We start from the raw sequence: 20,711 nt of genomic DNA, 5'->3' as shown, positions 1-20,711 counted from the left end.
CTGTTCGGGCCTGATTGCGAATTGAAAATTCGGGCTCGATACTCGCCCGATATCTGCAGGTTTGAGGGAGATGACGGGTGAGTGAGATTGCAGGGCATGCGCGGGTCGTCATCATCGGTGGCGGCGTGGTTGGCGTCTCGGCGCTGTACCATCTGGCAAAGGCCGGGTGGACCGATTGCGTGCTCCTGGAAAAGAACGAGCTGACGGCAGGGTCGACCTGGCATGCGGCCGGTAATGTACCGACATTCTCGTCCTCCTGGTCGATCATGAACATGCAGCGCTATTCGGCAGAACTCTACCGGGGGCTGGCGGCTGCGGTCGATTATCCGATGAACTATCACGTCACCGGATCGATCCGTCTGGGACATTCCAAGGAGCGGTTGCAGGAGTTCCAGCGGGTGGCCGGCATGGGCCGCTATCAGGGTATGGATCTCGACATCCTGTCACCGGACGAGATCAAGTCGCGCTATCCCTTTGCAGAAACCCACGACCTTAGCGGTGGGCTGTACGATCCCTATGACGGCGACATTGATCCGGCACAGCTGACCCAGGCGCTGGCGAAGGGCGCGCGGGATCTTGGTGCGAAAATCTACCGCTTCCGCCCGGCCACCGGTGCCCGCCGCGAAAACGACGAGTGGGTGATTTCTACCGCCAAGGGCGAGATTCGCTGCGAATATGTGGTCAATGCAACAGGCTACTATGCCCGCGAAGTCGGCAAGATGTTTGGCCGCGATGTGCCGATGATGGTGATGAGCCATCAGTATATGCTGTTTGATGAGGTGCCGGAGGTGGCTGCATGGAGCGCCGAAGTTGGCCACAAGCTGCCGCTGATGCGCGATGTCGACAGCTCCTACTATCTCAGGCAGGAGAAGAACGGCTTCAACCTCGGGCCCTATGAGCGCAATTGCAAGGCCCATTGGGTCACCCCCGACGATCCTATGCCCGAGGATTTCTCGTTCCAGCTCTATCCCGACGATATCGAGCGGCTGGAATGGTACATCAATGATGCCTGCGAGCGGGTGCCGCTGTTGGGGACCGCGGGGCTGACCAAGAACATCAACGGGCCGATCCCCTACACGCCGGACGGCAACCCGCTGATCGGGCCGATGCCGGGCGTTCCCAATGCATTCGAGGCCTGCGTCTTCACCTTTGGCATCTGCCAGGGTGGCGGTGCCGGCAAGGTGCTGGCCGAATGGGTGATGGAAGGCGAGACCGAGTGGGACATGTGGTCGTGCGATCCGCGCCGCTTTACCTCGTTCTGCGATCAGGACTACACGATTGCCAAGGGCATGGAAGTCTATGGCCACGAATACGGGATGCACTTCCCGCATCACGCCTGGCCTGCCGGACGCAACAAGAAACTTTCGCCGGTGCATGACCGGACCACAGCACTTGGCGGCCAGTTCGGTGCCTATAATGGCTGGGAGCGGGCCAACTGGTATGCGCGCCCCGGTGATGACACGAGCGAAGAAGCAACGCAGACCTGGGCGCGCGAAGGTGCCTGGTTCGAGGCGGTGCGCGAGGAGTGCCTGGCGGTGCGCGATGCAGCGGGCATTCTCGATCTGCCGGGCTTTTCGCGCTTTCGGGTCCAGGGGCCGGGCGCGCGTGCCTGGTTGAACACGCTGATCACCGGTATGGCGCCGAAACCGGGCCGTATTGGTCTTGGCTATTTCGCCGACGCCAAGGGCCGTATCGTCACCGAGATGTCGCTGATGGCGCTGGATGAGGATTTCTTCTTCCTGATCACCGCAGCGACAGCGCAGCTGCATGATTTTGAATGGCTGATGAAGCATCTGCCGGAAGGCTCGGAAATCGCGATCCAGGACGTCACCGAAGCGTTCGCCTGCCAGATCCTGACCGGTCCGAAATCAGGCGAGATCCTGTCCGCAGTCACTGAAGCGGATTTGAGTAAGTCATGGCTTACTCATCAGTCAGCTCAGGTGAGTGGGATCTGGTGCCAGTTGGTGCGGGTGTCGTTCGCCGGAGAGCTGGGGTGGGAAATTCACACCAAGGTCGCGGATACAGCGCAGATCTTCGATGCGGTGATGAAGGCGGGCGAGCCTCTGGGGCTCAAGCCGTTCGGCATGTTCGCGCTCAATTCGCTCAGGCTCGAGAAAAGCTACCGGGTCTGGAAGGGCGATCTTTCGACCGACTACACAATTCTTCAAGGCGGTCTTGATCGTTTCGTCAAATGGGACAAGCCGGATTTCCTCGGCAAGCAGGCGCTTGAGGCGGAGAAGCAGCAAGGTGTTTCCAAGCGGTTCGTGACACTGACGGTTGATGCCGGGGACTGCGATGCACCTTACATGTCGACACTCTGGCATGACGGTGTGGTTGTGGGCGAAACCACGTCAGGCGGCTGGGGCCACCGGATCGGCAAGTCGATCGCGCTCGGCATGCTGCGGGCCGATCTTGCCGAACCCGGTACACGACTTGAAGTCGAGATATTCGGCGACCGTTTCGCCGCCACGGTCGAAGCAGATGAGCCGCTGTGGGATCCCAAGAATGAAAGACTGCGGGCATGAGTGTAGCTGTTCCTGACAAGGCCCGCGTGGTCATCGTCGGCGGCGGCGTGTCGGGCTGCTCGGTGGCCTATCACCTGGCCAAGCTCGGTTGGCGCGACATTGTGCTGCTTGAACGCAAGCAACTGACCTGCGGCACCACTTGGCATGCAGCAGGCCTGATCGGTCAGTTGCGGGCGTCCCAGAATATGACGCGGCTCGCCAAATATTCGGCCGATCTCTACGTCAAGCTGGAAGCAGAAACCGGCGTTGCCACCGGCATGCGCCAATGCGGCTCGATCACCGTGGCGCTGACCGAGGCACGCAAGGAAGAGATCTACCGGCAGGCTTCGCTGGCCCGGGCCTTTGAGATCGACGTTCAGGAAATCGGCCCTGAAGAGGTGCTGAAGATGTATCCGCATCTCAATATCTCCGACGTCAAGGCGGCGGTGCATCTGCCGCTCGACGGGCAATGCGATCCGGCCAACATCGCCATGGCGCTTGCCAAGGGCGCGCGTCAGAACGGTGCGCGGATCATCGAGGGTGTGAAGGTCACCGAGATCACCAGCGCGGACGGCCGGGTAACAGGCGTCAACTGGCAGCAGGGCGAGGATACCGGATCGATCGCGGCTGATCTGGTGGTCAATTGCGGCGGCATGTGGGGGAGGGATCTTGCAGCCCAATCGGGCGTGACTCTGCCACTGCATGCCTGCGAGCACTTCTACATTGTCACCGAAGCCATCGAGGGCCTGCCGCGGCTGCCGGTGCTGCGCGTGCCGGACGAGTGCGCCTATTACAAGGAAGACGCCGGCAAGATGCTGCTTGGCGCCTTCGAGCCTGTGGCAAAGCCATGGGGCATGGGGGGAATTCCGGAAGACTTCTGTTTTGACCAGTTGCCCGAGGATTTCGATCATTTCGAACCGATCCTCGAACAGGCGGTCAACCGGCTGCCGCTCTTGGCAACGGCGGGCATTCACACATTCTTCAACGGCCCGGAGAGTTTTACGCCTGACGACCGCTACTATCTCGGCGAAGCGCCGGAGAACAAAGGTTACTGGCTCGCCGCCGGTTACAATTCCATCGGCATAGTTTCATCGGGGGGCGCCGGCTTTGCACTGGCGCAATGGATGAATGATGGCGAGCCGCCTTTCGATCTGTGGGAAGTCGATATCCGCCGGGCGCAGCCGTTCCAGAAGAACCGGCATTATCTGAAGAGCCGCGTCACCGAAACGCTGGGGCTGCTTTATGCCGATCACTACCCCTACCGGCAGATGGCAACCGCGCGCGGCATCCGCCGTTCGCCGATCCATGAACAGCTGAAAGCGCGCGGCTCGGTGTTTGGCGAAGTGGCAGGATGGGAGCGGGCCAACTGGTTCGCCGATGAAGGCCAGACACCTGAGTATCAGTACTCATGGAAGCGACAGAACTGGTTTGACAACCAGAAGCGTGAGCACATGTCCGTGCGCGAAGCGGTTGGGTTGTTCGACATGACGTCGTTCGGCAAGATCCGGGTCGAGGGACGCGATGCGGTCTCCTTTCTGCAACAGCTCTGCGCCAACGATATGGATGTCGAGCCGGGGCGTATCGTCTATACTCAGATGCTCAATTCCCGCGGCGGAATCGAGTGCGATCTGACCGTGACAAGGCTGTCGGCCACTGCATTCCTGCTGATCGTTCCCGGCGCAACCTTGCAGCGCGATCTGGCCTGGCTCCGGCGGCATCTTGGCGATGAATTCGTGGTCATAACCGATGTGACGGCAGCGGAATCCGTGCTCTGCGTCATGGGTCCGAATGCACGTTCTCTGCTGCAGGCCGTCAGCCCGAATGATTTCTCCAACGAGGCGCATCCTTTCGGTACCGCGCGCGAGATCGAGATCGGCATGGGCCTCGCGCGCGCTCACCGCGTCACCTATGTCGGCGAGCTGGGCTGGGAGATCTATGTGTCGTCCGACCAGACGGCGCATGTGTTCGAAGCACTGGCTGAAGCCGGGGCTGATCACGGCCTCAAACTTTGCGGGCTGCACACGCTCGATTCCTGCCGCATCGAAAAGGCCTTCCGGCATTTCGGCCATGACATCACCGACGAGGATCATGTGCTCGAAGCCGGTCTCGGCTTTGCGGTGAGAACCAAAAAGGGCGAGTTCCTCGGCCGCGACGCGGTGCTGCGCAAACGTGAGGAAGGGCTTTCCCGCCGGCTGGTGCAGTTTCAACTCAAGGACCCCGAGCCTCTGCTGTTCCACAATGAAGTGATCGTGCGGGACGGCGAGATCGTTTCGATAATCACCTCGGGCAATTACGGCCATCATCTCGGCGGAGCGATCGGCCTGGGCTACGTGCCATGCACAGGCCAAAGCGCAGAAGAGGTGCTTGCCTCGACTTATGAAATCGAAATTGCCGGGGAACGCCATTCAGCAATTGCGTCCCTCAAACCGCTATACGACCCCGGCGCACTCCGCGTCCGGATGTGAATTGAATTTTGCTTCGGACCCATGGAGACCATGATGGAAACTGCAATTGAAATCGAAACCGCAATAGAGCCTCCTGTTCTCGAAAGACAAAGCCGCCGCTCCGGCGGCCGCGCCAATCGCGTCGCGGTCAGGACGGCCCCGCTTGCCGACAATCTGAGACCGATCCGCGCAGGCATGAGCGGCGGGCAGTATTCACCGCTGACGGACGCCAATGTGCTGCGCATCCACGAAGCGGCGCTCGATGCGCTGGAAACCATCGGCCTGTCGCAGGCGCCGCCGTCTGGCGTCGAAATTCTCACCGGGGCGGGGGCCATTCTCGGCGATGACGGCCGGATCCGGTTTCCGCGCGCGCTGGTCGAAGACATGCTGGCGTTGGCCAACAAGGACCTCGTGCTGTTCGGTCGGGATTCCAAGTACGATCTCGATCTGTCGGGAACCCGGGTCCACTACGGCACTGCCGGCGCCGCCGTGCATGTGGTCGATGTCGAAAACCGCACCTACCGCGAATCTACCACCCAGGATCTGTATGATGCAGCGCGGCTCACCCATGCGCTCGACAATGTGCATTTCTTCCAGCGCGCCATGGTCTGCCGCGATGTGGTCGACAATTACGAGATGGACATCAACACGCTCTACGCCTGCTGTGCCGGGACGACCAAGCATGTTGGCACCAGCTTCTCCGATCCTTCGCATTTCGAGGGCTGCCTGGATCTCATTCACATGATCTCCGGTGGTGAAGCGGCCTGGCGGGCCCGGCCGTTCGTTTCCAACTCCAACTGCTTTGTGGTTCCTCCGATGAAGTTTGCGGAAGAGAGCTGCATCACCATGGAGAAGTGCATTCGCGCAGGCATGCCGGTACTGTTGCTGTCTGCCGGGCAGGCGGGTGCGACAGCGCCGGCACCACTCGCCACCGCGATCGTGCAGGCGGTGGCCGAGTGTCTCGCCGGCGTCGTCTATGTCAACGCGATGGCGCCTGGACATCCGGCGGTGTTTGGGACATGGCCTTTCGTTTCCGATCTTCGTTCGGGTGCGATGTCGGGCGGATCCGGCGAGCAGGCCTTGCTGACGGCGGGTTGCGCCCAGATGCACCGGTTTTACGGTCTGCCGGGCGGTGCTGCGGCGGGTATTGCCGACGCCAAGCTGCCCGACATGCAGGCTGGCTGGGAGCAGGCGATCTCCAACACAATGGCCGGACTGAGCGGTCTCAACATGGTCTATGAAGCGGTCGGCATGCATGCGTCACTCCTGGGCTTCTGCCTTGAGTCGCTGGTGCTGGGCGATGATCTTCTCGGACAGGTGCTGCGCTGCGTGCGCGGGATCGACGTGACCGAAGACAGTGTCAGCCTTGATGCGATGCGGGAGGTTTGCCTCGATGGCCCCGGCCACTATCTTGGTCACCCGCAGACGCTGAACGTGATGCAGACCGAATATGTCTATCCGGCGGTCGCTGACCGGACCAGCCCGAAAGAATGGGCTGAAATTGGCAAGCCGGATCTGGTACAAAAGGCAATCGAGCGGAAGAATCGGATTCTTTCGCAGTCCACAGGGCCTATGTTCGATCCTGCCACCGACGCAGCGATCCGGGCGGCCTTCAACATCTATGTGTGAGGTCAAGTCCATGAATGACGGCCTCGAAACCAAAGCGTTGACCGGCCACGGCTAAACCTCGCTTTGCAACATTCAATCCAGACACTTTCGGAGGCACTTTCATGCGCTACGGCTTCATCGGCTTGGGCAATCTCGGCGGACATCTGGCGGCGAGCCTCTTGCGCGAAGGCTTTGATGTCACTGTCACAGATATCGATCGAAATCTTGCCAATCGCCTCATCGAGATGGAGAAAGGCTGTGTCTGGGCTTCGTCTCCGGCAGAGCTTGCGCGTGATTGCGATGCGATCATCACCTGCCTGCCGTCGCCTGCGGTATCTGAAATGGTACTTGGCGAGATGCTGACCACGGCGAAGCCCGGCACCACATGGATCGAGATGTCGACGCTCGGTCGCGATGACATTCTCCGGCTTGCCACGGTTGCCGCAGCAAAGGGCGTCGAGACCATGGAAGCGCCGGTGACCGGCGGCGTGCATCTCGCGGCGCAGGGCAAGATCACCGTGCTTGCCGGTGGCGCGGCTCATCTGTTCGAGAAACACCAACCTGCATTTCAGGCGATGGGTGACAAGATTTTCCACATGGGTCCGCTTGGTTCGGCCTCGATCATCAAGGTGATCACAAACATGCTGGCCTTCATCCATCTGGTCGCCGATGGCGAAGCGCTGATGCTGGCCAAGCGTGGCGGGCTGGACCTGAAGACTGCATGGGAAGCAATTGCCGCGAGTTCCGGATCGAGCTTTGTGCATGAGACCGAAGGGCAGCTCATTCTCAATGGCAGTTACGATGTTGCCTTCAACATGGATCTAGCGCTGAAGGACCTTGGTTTCGCAATGAACTTTGGCCGCGAATTTGGTGTGCCGATGGATCTCGCGGGTCTGACCAACCAGACCTTTGTGCGCGGCAAGGCAGCCTATGGCGGAGACGCGCAGTCGACGCAGATCGTCAAGCTGCTGGAAGATGCGCTTGATACGGATTTGCGCGCACCCGGTTTTCCTGCCCGGCTTGAGTGAACGCAGTGCCAGACTAGTTCCCGGACTGGAATGATGTCGATCAACACCGACCGTGGATGCCTGGTGCACCATGGTCTGGTTGTATCGGCGTGCCTGAATCATCATGTTCATGGATGCGGCTTGTTCTCGAGGCTTTCGGGTTGAGCGAAGCCGGGGTGTGCGTCTGTGCATTCCGCTCCGACTATTGATGATGGGAAAGCAGGGAAACATGGCTGAGCGCTGGAGGCAGATCGCGATATCAATAGGTGTCAGCACGGTTGCCGGGTTCTTTATCGCGATCCTGCGGCTGTGGAACGCCGCTCTTCGCAAGGACACGCGACAACTCGAAAAGCTGGACCGGTATGCCGCTGAAGGGCATCAGGTCGTTGCGGTTTTCTGGCATGGAAAATACCTGCCGCTGTTTCCATTGGCGAAAGGCAAGGACGCCATTGTGATTACCGTCAATTCCTTTCGCGGCAGGGTGATCGGTGAGATCTGCAAGCGGTTTGGCTACCGCCCCGTGCTGCTTCCGGCAGACACAAAGGCACATGGGTTTCCGGCGCTTTTGCAGCAGGTGAAGGAGAACGCCAAGCTTATCGCGCTGGCGCTTGATGGGCCAAAGGGTCCCTATCATCGCATCCGGGCGGGTGCGCTCAAACTCAGTGCTCTTCACGGCGTGAAGCTGGCACCGGTCGGGATTGCGAGTTCACGCAAGATTGTGATGACGTCGCGGTGGGATCATCAGGAGGCGCCCTTGCCGTTTTCCCGTGTCGCTCTCGCTGTTGGTGACGTGATCGATCTGTCGGAGCATGTCGATGATGGCGGCAATGCCCGTCTGGAAGATATCGTCCGCCAGGGAATGGAAGCGGTTGAGCGCGAGGCGCAGGATATTCTGGCTGCTATGGCGTAACGACCGTCACTCTCAGGGTGTCTCCGCTTGACCCGTTCTAGGACAGGGCAGCCAGAAGCCTGTCGCGGTGGCTTAGAACGGCTGCTGCCGCCGCCTCTGTGTCGAGCGCGTGCATCGCGACAACCCCGATGCAGGCTTCTGCCCTGATGCCGGAACGGCCCGAGTGTGCCAATGGAGCGGCGATGCCTATAGCGCCTTCCTGCAACTGTCCGCGGGTCAGGGCAAAGCCGTTTTTTCTTGCGGTTTGCAATTCGTCAGAATCACTTCGTGAAGGTGGCCGCTGCATGGCGATGGCGAGACCTGCCGCACCGCTCGTGACCGGATGCCTGCTGCCGACCCTATAGGAGACTTTCAGCAATGGCTCCTCAGGCTCGGCAACTTCGATGGCGACACATTCGTCGCCCTGCGCGATGCAGAGAAAGGCGGTTCTGCCGCTCATTTCAGCAAGCGAGCGGAGAACAGGCATGGCGGCTGCGCGCAACTGGGGCTGATATTTTTCACTGAGCGCCACGACACCACCGCCTATGCTGATGCGACCGTCCTGGTCGCGAGACACCAGCAGATGTTCTTCGAGCGTCGAGACGAGTCGATAGGCGATGGCCCGATGTACACCGAGGGCCTGGGCGATTTCGGCAATCAGCAGCCCGTTTGCTGAACGGGCCACCACTTCCAGCACGTGAATGCCACGCGACAGGGTCTGCAAAGTACTCATTCAGTCTCCGTTAACTCCCGCTTTGTTGACCCCGATGGTGGTCTCGCGTTACATATATAGAACATAGTGTGCGTTATTAGTAAATGGAGGGGAGCATGTCGGATCAGCGTTTGGGGACAGAGGGCAATGCGCAGGCACCGGCAGGCTGCCCGGTCCATGCCGCCACGGGCGGATGTCCGGTCTCGGCCGGGGCTCAGGCTTTTGATCCTTTTGCTGCAGAATATCTGGCGAACCCGGCCGAAGCGCTGAGATGGTCACGTGACCAGGAGCCGGTGTTTTACAGCCCGCAGCTCGGTTACTGGGTGGTCAGCCGCTATGAGGACGTCAAGGCGGTGTTTCGCGACAACATCACCTTCTCGCCCTCGATCGCGCTTGAACGCGTGGTGCCGCCAAGCGAAGAGGCGATGGAGACACTCAAGCAGTACAATTACCAGATGAACCGCACACTGGTGAACGAGGACGAGCCGGCGCATATGGAGCGCAGGCGGGTATTGATGGAGCATTTCCTGCCGGCCAACCTTGCCGCCAAGGAAGACATGATCCGTCAGCTGACCCGCAAGAAGGTTGATGCCTTTGTTGAAGCCGGCCGTGTCGATCTGGTCGAGGCGATGCTGTGGGAAATCCCGTTGACGCTGGCGCTGCATTTTCTCGGCGTGCCAAAGGAAGACATGGACGCACTCAAGGAGTTTTCCGTTGCGCACACGGTCAACACCTGGGGCAAGCCATCGCCGGAACAGCAATTGAAGGTAGCCGATGCCGTGGGCCGGTTCTGGCAGTATGCCGGTAAGGTGCTCGACAAGATGCGCAAGGAGCCAGACGGCACCGGCTGGATGCATCATGCCATTCGCATGAACCAGGAAATGCCTGAGGTGGTGACGGATTCCTATCTGCATTCGATGATGATGGCGATCATCGTTGCCGGACATGAAACTACGGCGCTGGCGAGCACCAATGCGCTGAAGTTACTATTGTCCAACCGGCTTGTCTGGGATCGGATCTGCAAGGATCCGGAACTCATTCCCAACGCGGTGGAGGAATGTCTGCGCCTTGAAGGTTCCGTGGTGGCCTGGCGCAGACGGGCGACAAGGGACACAGAGATTGCTGGTGTCGCCATTCCGGCCGAGGCCAAGCTGCTGATTGTCAGCGCCTCGGCCAATCATGATTCCCGCCATTTCGAGAATGGCGATTTCCTCGACATCTACCGCGACAGTGCCGCCGAGCATCTGACCTTCGGCTATGGCAGCCACCAGTGCATGGGCAAGAACTTTGCCCGGCTGGAGATGCGGATCTTCATCGAGGAACTGTCCCGTCGCCTGCCGCATATGCGACTGGCGGAAGATCAGGCGTTCACCTACCTGCCCAATCTGGCCTTTCGCGGACCGGAAAAACTCATCGTCGAATGGGATCCGGCGCTCAATCCCGAGCGAACCGATCCCGCAATAACCGGGCGAAGCGTCTCGTTCCCGATTGGCGCACCATCCAGCAAGGCGATTAGCCGGAGTGTCCGGGTGGCGGACATTGAGGTCGCCGCGGATGGCATCAAGATGCTACGGCTGGAAGATCCGGACGGGCTTCCGCTGCCGCCATGGAGCCCGGGCGCGCATATCGATCTGGTGGTTGGCGAGTTTTCCCGGAAATATTCTCTCTGCGGCAACCCGTCGGATCCCGATTACACAATAGCGGTGCTGCGCGAGGACGGCGGTCGCGGCGGCTCGCGCTTTATCCACGATCAGCTCAGCGTGGGCATGACCGTTCAATTGCGTGGACCCAAGAACTATTTTCGCCTCGAGGACGAGGCGGAACGTCATATTCTGATCGCTGCCGGCATCGGCATCACGCCGATCATTGCGATGGCTGACCGCCTCAAGCAGCTCAAACGTGACTACGTGGTTCATTATTGCGGGCGTTCTCGTCAGGCGATGGCTTTCGCCGAACGGCTGCTTGCCGATCACGGTGACCATATTGTCCTACATGTCTCTGATGAAGACAGCCGGGCAGATCTTGCGTCGATCATTGCCGCGTGCGGCGAATCTGGCGCGCGCATTCACGCCTGTGGGCCGGGCCGCTTTCTGGAAGCATTGACCGGTCTGTGTGCCGATTTGCCAGAGGGCATGCTGCGCAGCGAAGTGTTTGTCAGCGACGCCTCCGGTGCAGTGCAGGCGGGAGATGTGGCTTTTGAAATTGAGCTCGAGGATTCGGATCTCAATCTGACGGTGCCTGCCGGGCAAACATTGCTGGAGGTGGTGCGCGCCGCAGGGATTGATGTGCCCAGCGATTGCGAGGAGGGGCTTTGCGGCAGCTGCGAGGTGCGCGTGCTTGATGGCAATGTGGATCATCGCGACCGTGTTCTGTCGGCAGCAGAGCGGGCCGAGGGCGGACGCATGATGGCCTGCTGCTCGCGTGCGGCCGGACAAAAACTCAAGCTGGCACTCTGAATAGCGTCTCGATGTTGCTTGCCGAGCGTTGGCCGACTATCAGAGGGTGAACGCGTCAAACAAGCCTGTTGCTGAGACGGATCGGTGCATGCCCAAACTGCTGATTGTTACCGATGCCTGGCGGCCTCAGATCAACGGGGTCGTCCGGTCTATTGAAAACCTGGTGCGCGAACTGGAGCAGTTTGACATCAAAATCGATATCCTGTCGCCTGCTGAATTTTTCACGGTTCCCTTGCCCGGCTATCCGGAAATTCGGCTGGCGCTGACGACGCCCTGGCGTGTTGCCCGTCGGATCGAAGCCTCCGCTCCCGATTTCATCCAGATCGCGACAGAAGGCCCGCTGGGTCTGCTGGCCCGACGCGCGGCGCTGAAACGCGGTGGTTTCACCTCAAGTTATCACACACGGTTTCCGGAGTATGTCTCTGCACGGTTCCCGATCCCGGAAAGCTGGCTCTACAGCTTCATGCGCTGGTTTCACAATGCCGGCCTTGGCTGCATGGTGGCCACCGAAAGTCTGCGCAAGGAGCTCGAGGCGAAGGGCTTCTCCAATCTGCATATCTGGTCGCGCGGGGTGAACACCGAGCTGTTTCATCCGGGCTATCCCGCGCCTCTGGATTTGGCCAAGCCTGTGTTCCTGCATGTCGGTCGGATGGCAGTCGAGAAGAATGTCGAAACGTTTCTCGCCATGGACCTGCCGGGCAGCAAGCTAGTGGTTGGGGATGGCCCGATGCTGGAGGATTTCAGGGCGCGCTACCCCGATGCGACCTTTACCGGCGCCAAGTCGGGGGAAGAGCTGGCTGCTCTTTACGCGATGGGTGACGTGTTCGTCTTTCCATCGCTTACCGACACGTTCGGACTGGTGGTGCTTGAAGCAATGGCGTCAGGCGTGCCGGTGGCCGCCTATCCGGTGACGGGCCCGAAAGACATTATCGCTGGGAGTGCCGCTGGCGTGGTCGACACGGATCTGCGCAAGGCTGCACTTGCCTGTCTTGACCTCTCCGGTGACGCAGCCCGTGCCCGAGCGCTGGATTTTTCCTGGGCTGCCTGCGCTCAACAGTTTCTCGAAGCCACCTACGAAAGCTACGGCAATACGCGTTAGGTGCGACGCACCAAGGGTTTGCCTGGCGCAAGGGAGGCGGACCCAATGCCGGGTTGGACCAGATGCGCCAAATTGAAAATTTTCCAACAAATGCAATCGTTTGTTCGTTCAACGTTAACATGCTGCGGCTAATATGGTGCAGCGCATGATGCGAACGTAAATTTGGGGAAGGCCCCTCGGTTGAAAAGTTCGGAGCGCGCCTGTGGTCCGATTCTCGCGCCTTGCTTTCCCGTCAATCGATTTGGTTATGTTGGACAGATTTCGTCCAGCAGAGACTTGGCAGCGGAGTTCTTTGGATGCGTAAGAAAGCACGGAACAGGTGGTTTGACTGGGGTGCGGAATTCAGTTTTTCAGCGTTCCTTCTTGGTTTGATGGCGTTCGGGCTGGCGATCGATCATTTTATCTTGTCTGCGGATACGGTCGCCGGCAACGGTGCCAGTATAGCACTTGTTGGCGTCACAGCTCTTATCGTCCTCTATCTTGTTGCATCACAGCTGATGCTCAGGAGCAAATTGCGCTCAATTGGCAAGGACTATGAGAGGATTCTTGCCGAATCCGAACGCGACGTTCTGACCGGCGTGCTCAATCGCGAGACGTTTATCTTGGAGGCCAAACTGGCGCTCGAAACCCAGGGCAAGAACAAGTTTTTCGCATTGCTTCTGATTGATGTGGACTATTTCAAGCAGGTCAACGACACGCATGGTCATCCGGCCGGCGACACGGTTCTGACCTTCGTTGCCGACAAGCTCCGCTTGTATTTTCCAGATGCCAGCGTCGGTCGCCTGGGTGGTGACGAATTTGCGGTACTGATTACGCATTCCGACCCGATCACCGGAAAGTGGGTGCAGGATTTGTCCGCCGACTTCCTCGAGGGATTGGGCAACAAGGTCAGCATAGGCACCCAGAGATTGTCGGTTTCGGCGTCCATCGGGGTCGCACTTGCGCCCGTTCATGGCAAGGTTTGGAGTTCGCTGGTCGTCAACGCGGACATGGCGCTGTATGCCTCAAAGAAAAATGGCCGAGCTTGCTCGACAGTGTTTCAGGAAGACATGCTGACTGACATCCGCAATGAAAAGGCGCTTGTGCGCGAATTGCGTGCGGCGATCCTGCTCAGGCACCTGCGGGTGGCCTATCAGCCGATCGTTGATGTCGACGGACAACTGATCGCCTTCGAAGCGCTCTTGCGCTGGCATCATGCACTCAGGGGCGTCATTCCACCGGATGTTTTCATCCCGGTTGCGGAACGGGCATTAATGATCGGCGAGATTGGCAATTACGTGGTCACGCAGGTCTGTGAAGATCTTGCAGATCTGCCCGACGTGAGGGTCAGCGTAAACCTGTCGGCGAACCAGATCGCGATGCCAAGCCTGAAAGACAAGATGCTCGACATTCTTGCGGAAACAGCAACCGACCCGAAGCGGATCGTGTTCGAGATAACCGAGAGTGCGTCGCTGGCGGCGAATGAGCGCATTGCCGGCCAGATCTCGGCCCTGCAGGATGTCGGGTTCCGGATTGCGCTTGATGATTTCGGCATGGGTTATTCCGAGTTCAACCAGTTGCGCGCGCTGCCCTACGATGTGATCAAGATTGACAAGAGCTACATCTGCGCGCTCGGCACCGATCATGTCACCGATGTTTTCGTGAGCGCGGTGGTGGAGATCGCCCGACGATCCGGCAAGTATGTTGTTGCTGAAGGCATCGAGACGGAGGATGACCTGCTGCGTGCAAAAGCCGCCGGGTGTGATCGTTTCCAGGGGTACTATTTCGGCAAACCCGTGTTTCTCGACGAGATATCGCAGTCCCGTTTGGACTACAGCCCCATGCCAGCTGAAAATGCCGTGAGGAAAGTGGCCGGCTGATCGAGAGCTCAGGGCCGAGATCGCTGGCCATGGGTTGGCGGCTTGATTAGGCTTGTGGCGGGAGGGGTTGATTCTGCGCGGATAAACACGCCGTCTTGCAGACTGTTCAGGAGTTGAATTGCAATGACGACAGGTTCCTGGCGGGCTCCACTCATTACGTTCGGGATTTCCGTACTCGGCGCCGGTCTTACATATGCGTTGTCCTTCCCCGCGCCGTTTCTCACCGGACCGGCCATGGCGGTCACACTTGCGGGGCTTGCCGGTATCAAGACAGAAGCGCTTTCGCCGCGACTGCGCGACGTTGTGTTTGTCATACTTGGCCTGATGATCGGGCAGGGCGTCACGCCGGAGGTGTTCGGCGCAATGCAGACATGGCCCGTTACCCTTTTAGCGCTGGCGGGCAGTCTTTTCGCCATCATCTTCCTGACCCGCTGGGTTCTCATGCGTTTCTGGTCGATGGATGTGGCCACGGCGTTCCTGTCGTCATCTCCGGGACATCTGAGTTATGTGCTGGGGCTGAGCGAGGGCGTCAAGGCGGATCTGATGACGGTCAGCATCGTACAGTCGATCCGGGTGCTCGCGCTGACCCTGCTGGTTCCGGTCGTGGTCACAGTGACGGGACAGATACCGCAACAGGCGCTTGAGGCTCCTGCTGAAACCGCGCCATTGCCGCTGTTGGTGATGATTGTTGCCGCCGGTCTGGCGGGCTACCTGCTGCAACGGCTTCGGCTGCCTGCAGCCTATCTGATTGGCGGCATGGTGGTTTCAGTTGTTGCACATGCCACGGGCATGGTCAGCGGCGTGATGTCCTATTGGCTCGCGGCAGCAGCTTTTGTCTCGCTCGGTGGTTTGATCGGGTCGCGGTTTTCCGGCGTGAGCTGGCCGCAACTGCGCCGTGCCTTTGGTGCGGGTGTTCTGGTCACGGTGCTTGGCGTTCTTCTTGCCGGCCTATTCGCGGTTCTCGCCCACTGGATCACCGGCATGAACCTGATCGCCATTCTGATCGCCTTCGCGCCAGGTGGTTTGGAAACCATGGCGGCAATGTCGGTCATCCTGGGGATCGATCCGACCTTTGTTGCCAGCCACCATGTGGCGCGTTTGCTGATGCTTACGGCGATTGTGCCCTTCTTCGTTCTGCGAGGGCGCAGCGATTAGTGTCCCGTTCCTGCTTTTTCGCGCCCGTGCCATTTTATTGCAGGGCCAGCTGCATTATGTGGAGGGGGTCCGAAACGACGAACCGTGGAGTGCAACGTGAGCGTGACCAAAGACGACGTCCTGGCGAAGCTGAGGTCGGTCAAGGGACCTGATCTCGAAGGCAATATTGTCGATCTCGGACTGGTGTCGGAGATCTTCATCGCCGACGACAAGGTCTATTTCTCGCTCACTGTTCCTGCAGCTCGTGCGCAGGAACTCGAGCCATTGCGGGAAGCTGCCGAACGCGCCACCAAAACGATTCCCGGCGTCAAGGGCGCGATGGTGGCGTTGACCGCCAGCCGCGAGCCCGGTTCTGCGGCACCAGCCCCGCGCCCCGCGCCAGCGCCGCAACGGGCCGCCCACTCGCATGCTCCCGCGCAACCGGGGCAGCCCCAAGGCAAGCCCAAGACCGACGTGCCCGGTATCACCACAATCATCGCTGTTGCCTCCGGCAAGGGCGGCGTTGGCAAATCGACAACCGCGGTCAATCTGGCGCTCGGCCTGCAGGCGACCGGCCTCAAGGTCGGTGTGCTTGACGCTGATATTTACGGACCATCGATGCCAAGACTGCTGGGTATCTCCGGCCGTCCCGAACAGCTTGAAGGCCGGATGCTCAAGCCGATGGAAAATTACGGCCTGAAGGTCATGTCGATGGGCTTTCTGGTCGAGGAAGACACGCCGATGATCTGGCGCGGGCCGATGGTGATGTCGGCACTCAACCAGATGCTGCGCGAAGTGGCCTGGGGCGAGCTTGACGTTCTCGTTGTCGATATGCCGCCAGGCACGGGCGATGCCCAATTGACCATGGCGCAGAATGTGCCGCTGGCCGGCGCTGTGATCGTCTCGACGCCGCAGGACCTGGCGCTGATTGATGCGCGCAAGGGGCTCAACATGTTCAACAAGGTCAATGTGCCGGTGTTGGGCATTGTCGAGAACATGAGCTATTTCATCTGCCCTGATTGCGGGGGCAGGCACGATATTTTCGGCCACGGCGGTGCACGCGACGAAGCCGCACGGATCAAGGTGCCGTTTTTGGGCGAAGTGCCGCTGGCGATGCCGATCCGCGAGACCTCCGACGCTGGCCGGCCGGTTGTAGCGACGGCCCCTGACGGCCCCCATGCGAAGGTCTATCTCGAGATCGCCGCCAAGGTTCGCGCCCGTCTGGAAGAGCTTTCCGGTGACGGGGCGCGGGTGATGCCTGAGATCGTCTTCGAATAGGCTTGTGCCGATCATCAAGGGATGATCGGCATTGGGCTCAGACTTCCGCGCTCAGTTTCGCAAAAAGTGCGAGCAAGCCCTGGTCAAGGGCGTCGGTCTGCGGTTCGTTCTGGGATGAGGTGCAGACGATCACGGTGTTGGTGTCGGGGTCGCAATAGAGAAACTGGCCATGGATGCCGGCGGCGAGAAAAGCGTTTGATTCGCCGCCAACCTGGTACCAGTTGTTGCGGTAGCGGCCGGTCTTGAGAAAACTGGCCTGAGTACCGCGCGCCCAGACGCCCTCGTCGCCACCTTGCTGCATGTCGGCGATCCAGCGCTTCGACACGATCTGTTTGCCGTTTGCAGTGCCGCCATTGATCAGCATCTGTCCGACTGCCAGCAGATCATGCGGGCGGCAGGAGACGCCGCCTGCAGTGCGCGGGGCGCCTTCGGGGTCAACGGTGATGAATGCGTCGCTTGTTGCGCCCAGCGGCTGCCAGAGAAGCTTGGCACACAGATCCGGGAAGCGTTCACCGGTTGCGCGCTCAAGCACGATGCCGAGCATGTCGGAGTTTGGCGAGAGATAATCATGATCACCGCCGTGCGGGCCTGCGGCTTTTTGAAGGCTGCACAGGAACGACAGCATGGCTTCGTCATTGCCGTCGGCTGACGGCGGGTTCCAGGACATGGCGCGCCGGTAGCGGGCATAGGCTTCCTGGGACAGGTAGGATTCGTCGAAATCAAGACTGACCCGCATATCGAGCAGGTCCTGCACGGTCGCATCGGCATAGGCGCTGTTGACGGCTTCGGGAACCAGTTTTCCGACTGGTGTGGAAGGGTCGAGAATGCCCTGATCTTCAAGAATTCCTGCCACCAGCGCGGTGATCGACTTGGAAATCGAGAACACCAGATGCGGATCGCTGCGGTCGACGCCTTCGACATGCCATTCGCACACCAGCTGGCCGTTTCTGGACAGGATAAAACTGTCGGCCTCGCTGCGTGTCAGCAGGTCGGAAATCGAATGGCTTGCACTAGGGCTTGCCGGGCTCGCCAGCAGATCCGGGTTGCCTGCAACCTGCGGCAGGGGAGAGGGTGTTGCTGTCTTGATGCGGGCAGAGCGTACCATTTCCGACACATTGCGGAATGACCAGAAGCTGTATGGGCGTGTGCGCCAATTGGCCAGCGTGATGGCTTCGCGCGGGAAACCGTTTGATGTCTCGAATTTTGTGGCGTTCGCCATGATCTTCCTCATTTTGGCCGCTCTCGTCAGGCTGAAATAAAACTTGAATGAAAGGGTTTCCTTTTTCTGGAAGCATTCTAAACTGGGATACCTTCCGATTGGAAGCGAAGCCTGAGGACTGGAGCGAGATAATGCGGTTGACACGCCAAACCAATTACGCGGTGCGGATACTGATGTATTGTGCGGCCAATGACGCACCGCTGAGCCGCATTGGCGACATCGCAAAGGCCTATGCGGTTTCCGAGTTGTTCCTGTTCAAGATCCTGCAGCCGTTGACCAAATCCGGCCTTATCGAATCGGTGCGTGGTCGCAATGGTGGCATTCGTCTCGGACGCGCGGCCGAGAAGATCACACTTCTCGACGTGGTGAAGGTGACCGAAGACAATTTCGCCATGGCGGAATGTTTCGAGAACGACGCGAGTGATTGTCCGCTGGTTGATTCCTGCGGATTGAATGCGGCGCTGAGAAAGGCGCTTGGCGCCTTTTTCGAAGTGCTCTCGACCTATTCGATCGACGATCTGGTCAAGTCGCGGCCCTCGATCAATTTCCTGCTTGGTCTGGAAGAGAAATCAGCGGCACCTGCTGCCTAAGACGGTTTCTCCCAGCCGGGTGATTTGCGTGCCACGGCTTCTGTCACCAAAGTCGATCGTTTGATCGATCCCGCTTGCATCAAATGCCATTTTCTTTTGAAACTTGCTCCGCAGAATCAGAGCCGCGATGGGATTCCCCCTATGGGCTTTTGATTGGCAATCAGCTAATTTAAACGATTAGAACCACACGCCATCTTTCGTGCATCCTTCTGGAAATGGAGCAAGCCGTGAGTGAGACAACATCACCGGACTGGTGGCGCGGCTGCGTCATCTACCAGGTCTATCCGCGTTCTTATCAGGATACCTCGGGCGACGGCATTGGCGACATTCGCGGGATTATCACGCGGCTGGGTCACATTGCCTCGCTGGGTGCCGACGCCATCTGGCTGTCGCCGTTCTTCAAATCGCCGATGGCCGATTTTGGTTACGACGTGTCGGATTATTGTGATGTCGATCCCATGTTTGGCACCTTGTCGGATTTCGATGAGCTTGTTGAACTGGCGCATGCCAAGGGGATCAAGATCATCATCGATCAGGTGATTTCCCACTCTTCCGACCAGCATCACTGGTTCAAGGAAAGCCGGGCGAGCCGCGATAATGCGAAGGCCGACTGGTATATCTGGGCCGATCCCAAACCCGACGGCACCGCGCCCAACAACTGGCTTTCGGTTTTCGGCGGGCCGGCCTGGGAATGGGACAGCACACGGCGCCAGTACTACATGCACAATTTTCTGGCCTCTCAGCCGGATCTCAATTTCCACAATGCCGATCTGCAGAACGCGATTCTGGATACTGTCCGGTTCTGGCTTGATCGCGGTGTTGACGGCTTCCGGCTGGATACGGTCAATTTCTATGTCCACGACAAGCAGCTTCGGGACAACCCGCCGCTTTCAAGCTCCACGGAAGACGGCAATTTCATGGGTGTGGATGCGCCCGATACAAATCCCTATGGATTTCAGGACCATCTTTACGACAAGTCGCAGCCCGAAAACATCGTCTTCCTGCAGCGCTTTCGCGCCTTGCTCAATGAGTATGAAGGCCGGACCACCGTCGGCGAAGTCGGTGACGGGCGCCGCTCGCTCAAGACTGTTGCGGCCTATACAGACGGCGGCGACAAGCTGCACATGTGCTACACGTTCGACATGCTCGGTTCGGAGTTTTCCGCCGAGCATTTCCGCCGAAGCATTTCCAATTTTCAGTCCGTGGTGAAAGACGGCTGGGTCTGCTGGGCCTTCTCCAACCACGACGTCGAGCGGCATGTGTCGCGCTGGATGCAGGATGGAGATGATGCCGAGCATGTTGCCCGGTTTGCAATCACCATGCTGTCTTCATTCCGGGGATCGATCTGCCTGTATCAGGGCGAGGAACTGGGACTTGAGGAGGCGGAGATCGCGTTTGAGGATCTCACCGACCCTTACGGCATCCGCTTCTGGCCGGCCTACAAGGGACGCGACGGCTGTCGGACGCCGATGGTCTGGTCCCGGCAGGCGGCCAATGGCGGGTTTTCCGACGCAGCGCGCAGTTGGCTGCCGGTGCCTGAAAGCCATTACCATCTTGCTGTCGACCAGCAGATACATGTGGCTGGATCGGTGCTCCATCATTACCGGGCGACACTGGCTTTCCGAAAGGCCCATTCCGTGCTGACCAAAGGGACTATGACCTTCCTCGAACCTGATGGCGAAGTCCTGGCCTTCGTTCGCGGCGAGGGCGAGGGGCGGATGCTGTTTGCCCTCAATCTCGGTCGGCAGCCGGTCAGCTGGTCGCCGCCAGCTCACCTCAAAGCGCTCAAGCCCGCACACATGCCGGGATTCAGCCCCGCCTGGGACGGCGACACGGTGAAGCTTCAGGGCCTTGATGTTTTCTGCGCCCATGTCGTGAATTAGCAAGTTTCGGACAGACGCGAACCGCCGCT

The 20,711-nt window shown here is 59.5% G+C and carries 14 protein-coding genes; 12 read left to right on the top strand and 2 right to left on the bottom strand.

Features of this window, described 5'->3' with window-relative positions; all coding sequences use genetic code 11:
* The first annotated feature begins 77 nt into the window (after positions 1–77).
* The 5 genes from WNZ14_RS20340 (at position 78) to WNZ14_RS20320 (ending at position 8,473) form a co-directional block, all read left to right on the top strand.
* Complete coding sequence (locus tag WNZ14_RS20340; RefSeq protein ID WP_342870510.1) at positions 78–2,525, top strand: FAD-dependent oxidoreductase; 2,448 nt, start codon at positions 78–80, stop codon at positions 2,523–2,525.
* Positions 2,522–4,969: an FAD-dependent oxidoreductase gene (locus WNZ14_RS20335; protein WP_342870509.1), complete on the top strand. Its 2,448-nt coding sequence runs from the start codon at positions 2,522–2,524 to the stop codon at positions 4,967–4,969. Before WNZ14_RS20340 ends, WNZ14_RS20335 begins: the two co-directional genes overlap by 4 nt.
* A 33-nt stretch (positions 4,970–5,002) precedes the next feature.
* The gene (locus WNZ14_RS20330) at positions 5,003–6,577 is read left to right on the top strand and encodes a trimethylamine methyltransferase family protein (RefSeq protein WP_342870508.1); all 1,575 of its coding nucleotides are present in this window, start codon (positions 5,003–5,005) and stop codon (positions 6,575–6,577) included.
* 101 nt (positions 6,578–6,678) lie between these two features.
* Positions 6,679–7,584: an NAD(P)-dependent oxidoreductase gene (locus WNZ14_RS20325; RefSeq protein ID WP_342870507.1), complete on the top strand. Its 906-nt coding sequence runs from the start codon at positions 6,679–6,681 to the stop codon at positions 7,582–7,584.
* Between the two features lie 208 nt (positions 7,585–7,792).
* Positions 7,793–8,473, top strand: coding sequence for a hypothetical protein (locus WNZ14_RS20320; protein ID WP_342870506.1), 681 nt, complete (start codon positions 7,793–7,795; stop codon positions 8,471–8,473).
* 37 nt (positions 8,474–8,510) lie between these two features.
* Here WNZ14_RS20320 and WNZ14_RS20315 read toward each other — a convergent pair whose 3' ends face one another.
* On the bottom strand, positions 8,511–9,185 hold the full coding sequence (locus WNZ14_RS20315) for a helix-turn-helix domain-containing protein (protein WP_342870505.1): 675 nt from the start codon (positions 9,183–9,185) through the stop codon (positions 8,511–8,513).
* A 95-nt stretch (positions 9,186–9,280) separates the two neighbouring features.
* On the opposite strand from WNZ14_RS20315, the gene WNZ14_RS20310 reads away from it, so the two are divergent.
* The 5 genes from WNZ14_RS20310 (at position 9,281) to apbC (ending at position 16,990) form a co-directional block, all read left to right on the top strand.
* Complete coding sequence (locus WNZ14_RS20310; protein ID WP_342870504.1) at positions 9,281–11,620, top strand: cytochrome P450/oxidoreductase; 2,340 nt, start codon at positions 9,281–9,283, stop codon at positions 11,618–11,620.
* Between the two features lie 88 nt (positions 11,621–11,708).
* Positions 11,709–12,719 (top strand): glycosyltransferase family 1 protein, encoded by a 1,011-nt coding sequence (locus WNZ14_RS20305; RefSeq protein ID WP_342870503.1) that lies wholly within the window; start codon positions 11,709–11,711, stop codon positions 12,717–12,719.
* Positions 12,720–13,015: 296 nt separating this feature from the next.
* Complete coding sequence (locus WNZ14_RS20300; RefSeq protein WP_342870502.1) at positions 13,016–14,578, top strand: EAL domain-containing protein; 1,563 nt, start codon at positions 13,016–13,018, stop codon at positions 14,576–14,578.
* A 123-nt stretch (positions 14,579–14,701) separates the two neighbouring features.
* Positions 14,702–15,733 (top strand): AbrB family transcriptional regulator, encoded by a 1,032-nt coding sequence (locus WNZ14_RS20295; protein ID WP_342870501.1) that lies wholly within the window; start codon positions 14,702–14,704, stop codon positions 15,731–15,733.
* A gap of 96 nt (positions 15,734–15,829) precedes the next feature.
* Positions 15,830–16,990, top strand: a complete 1,161-nt coding sequence (gene apbC, locus WNZ14_RS20290; protein ID WP_342870500.1) for an iron-sulfur cluster carrier protein ApbC — start codon at positions 15,830–15,832, stop codon at positions 16,988–16,990.
* A 37-nt stretch (positions 16,991–17,027) separates the two neighbouring features.
* Here apbC and WNZ14_RS20285 read toward each other — a convergent pair whose 3' ends face one another.
* A complete protein-coding gene (locus tag WNZ14_RS20285) occupies positions 17,028–18,209 on the bottom strand; it encodes a serine hydrolase (RefSeq protein WP_342870499.1) in 1,182 nt (393 codons plus the stop codon).
* A 131-nt stretch (positions 18,210–18,340) separates the two neighbouring features.
* Here WNZ14_RS20285 and rirA point away from each other — a divergent pair, with 131 nt between their 5' ends.
* Together rirA and WNZ14_RS20275 are read left to right on the top strand one after the other, a co-directional pair.
* Positions 18,341–18,799, top strand: a complete 459-nt coding sequence (rirA, locus tag WNZ14_RS20280; protein ID WP_342870498.1) for an iron-responsive transcriptional regulator RirA — start codon at positions 18,341–18,343, stop codon at positions 18,797–18,799.
* 215 nt (positions 18,800–19,014) lie between these two features.
* Entirely contained in the window at positions 19,015–20,682 is a 1,668-nt protein-coding gene (locus tag WNZ14_RS20275) for an alpha-glucosidase (protein ID WP_342870497.1), read from the top strand.
* The last annotated feature ends 29 nt before the right edge of the window (positions 20,683–20,711 follow it).

This window comes from Hoeflea sp. AS60 (assembly GCF_038900115.1).
Taxonomy (GTDB): domain Bacteria; phylum Pseudomonadota; class Alphaproteobacteria; order Rhizobiales; family Rhizobiaceae; genus Hoeflea.
This window is presented reverse-complemented; position numbering and strand designations above follow the sequence as displayed.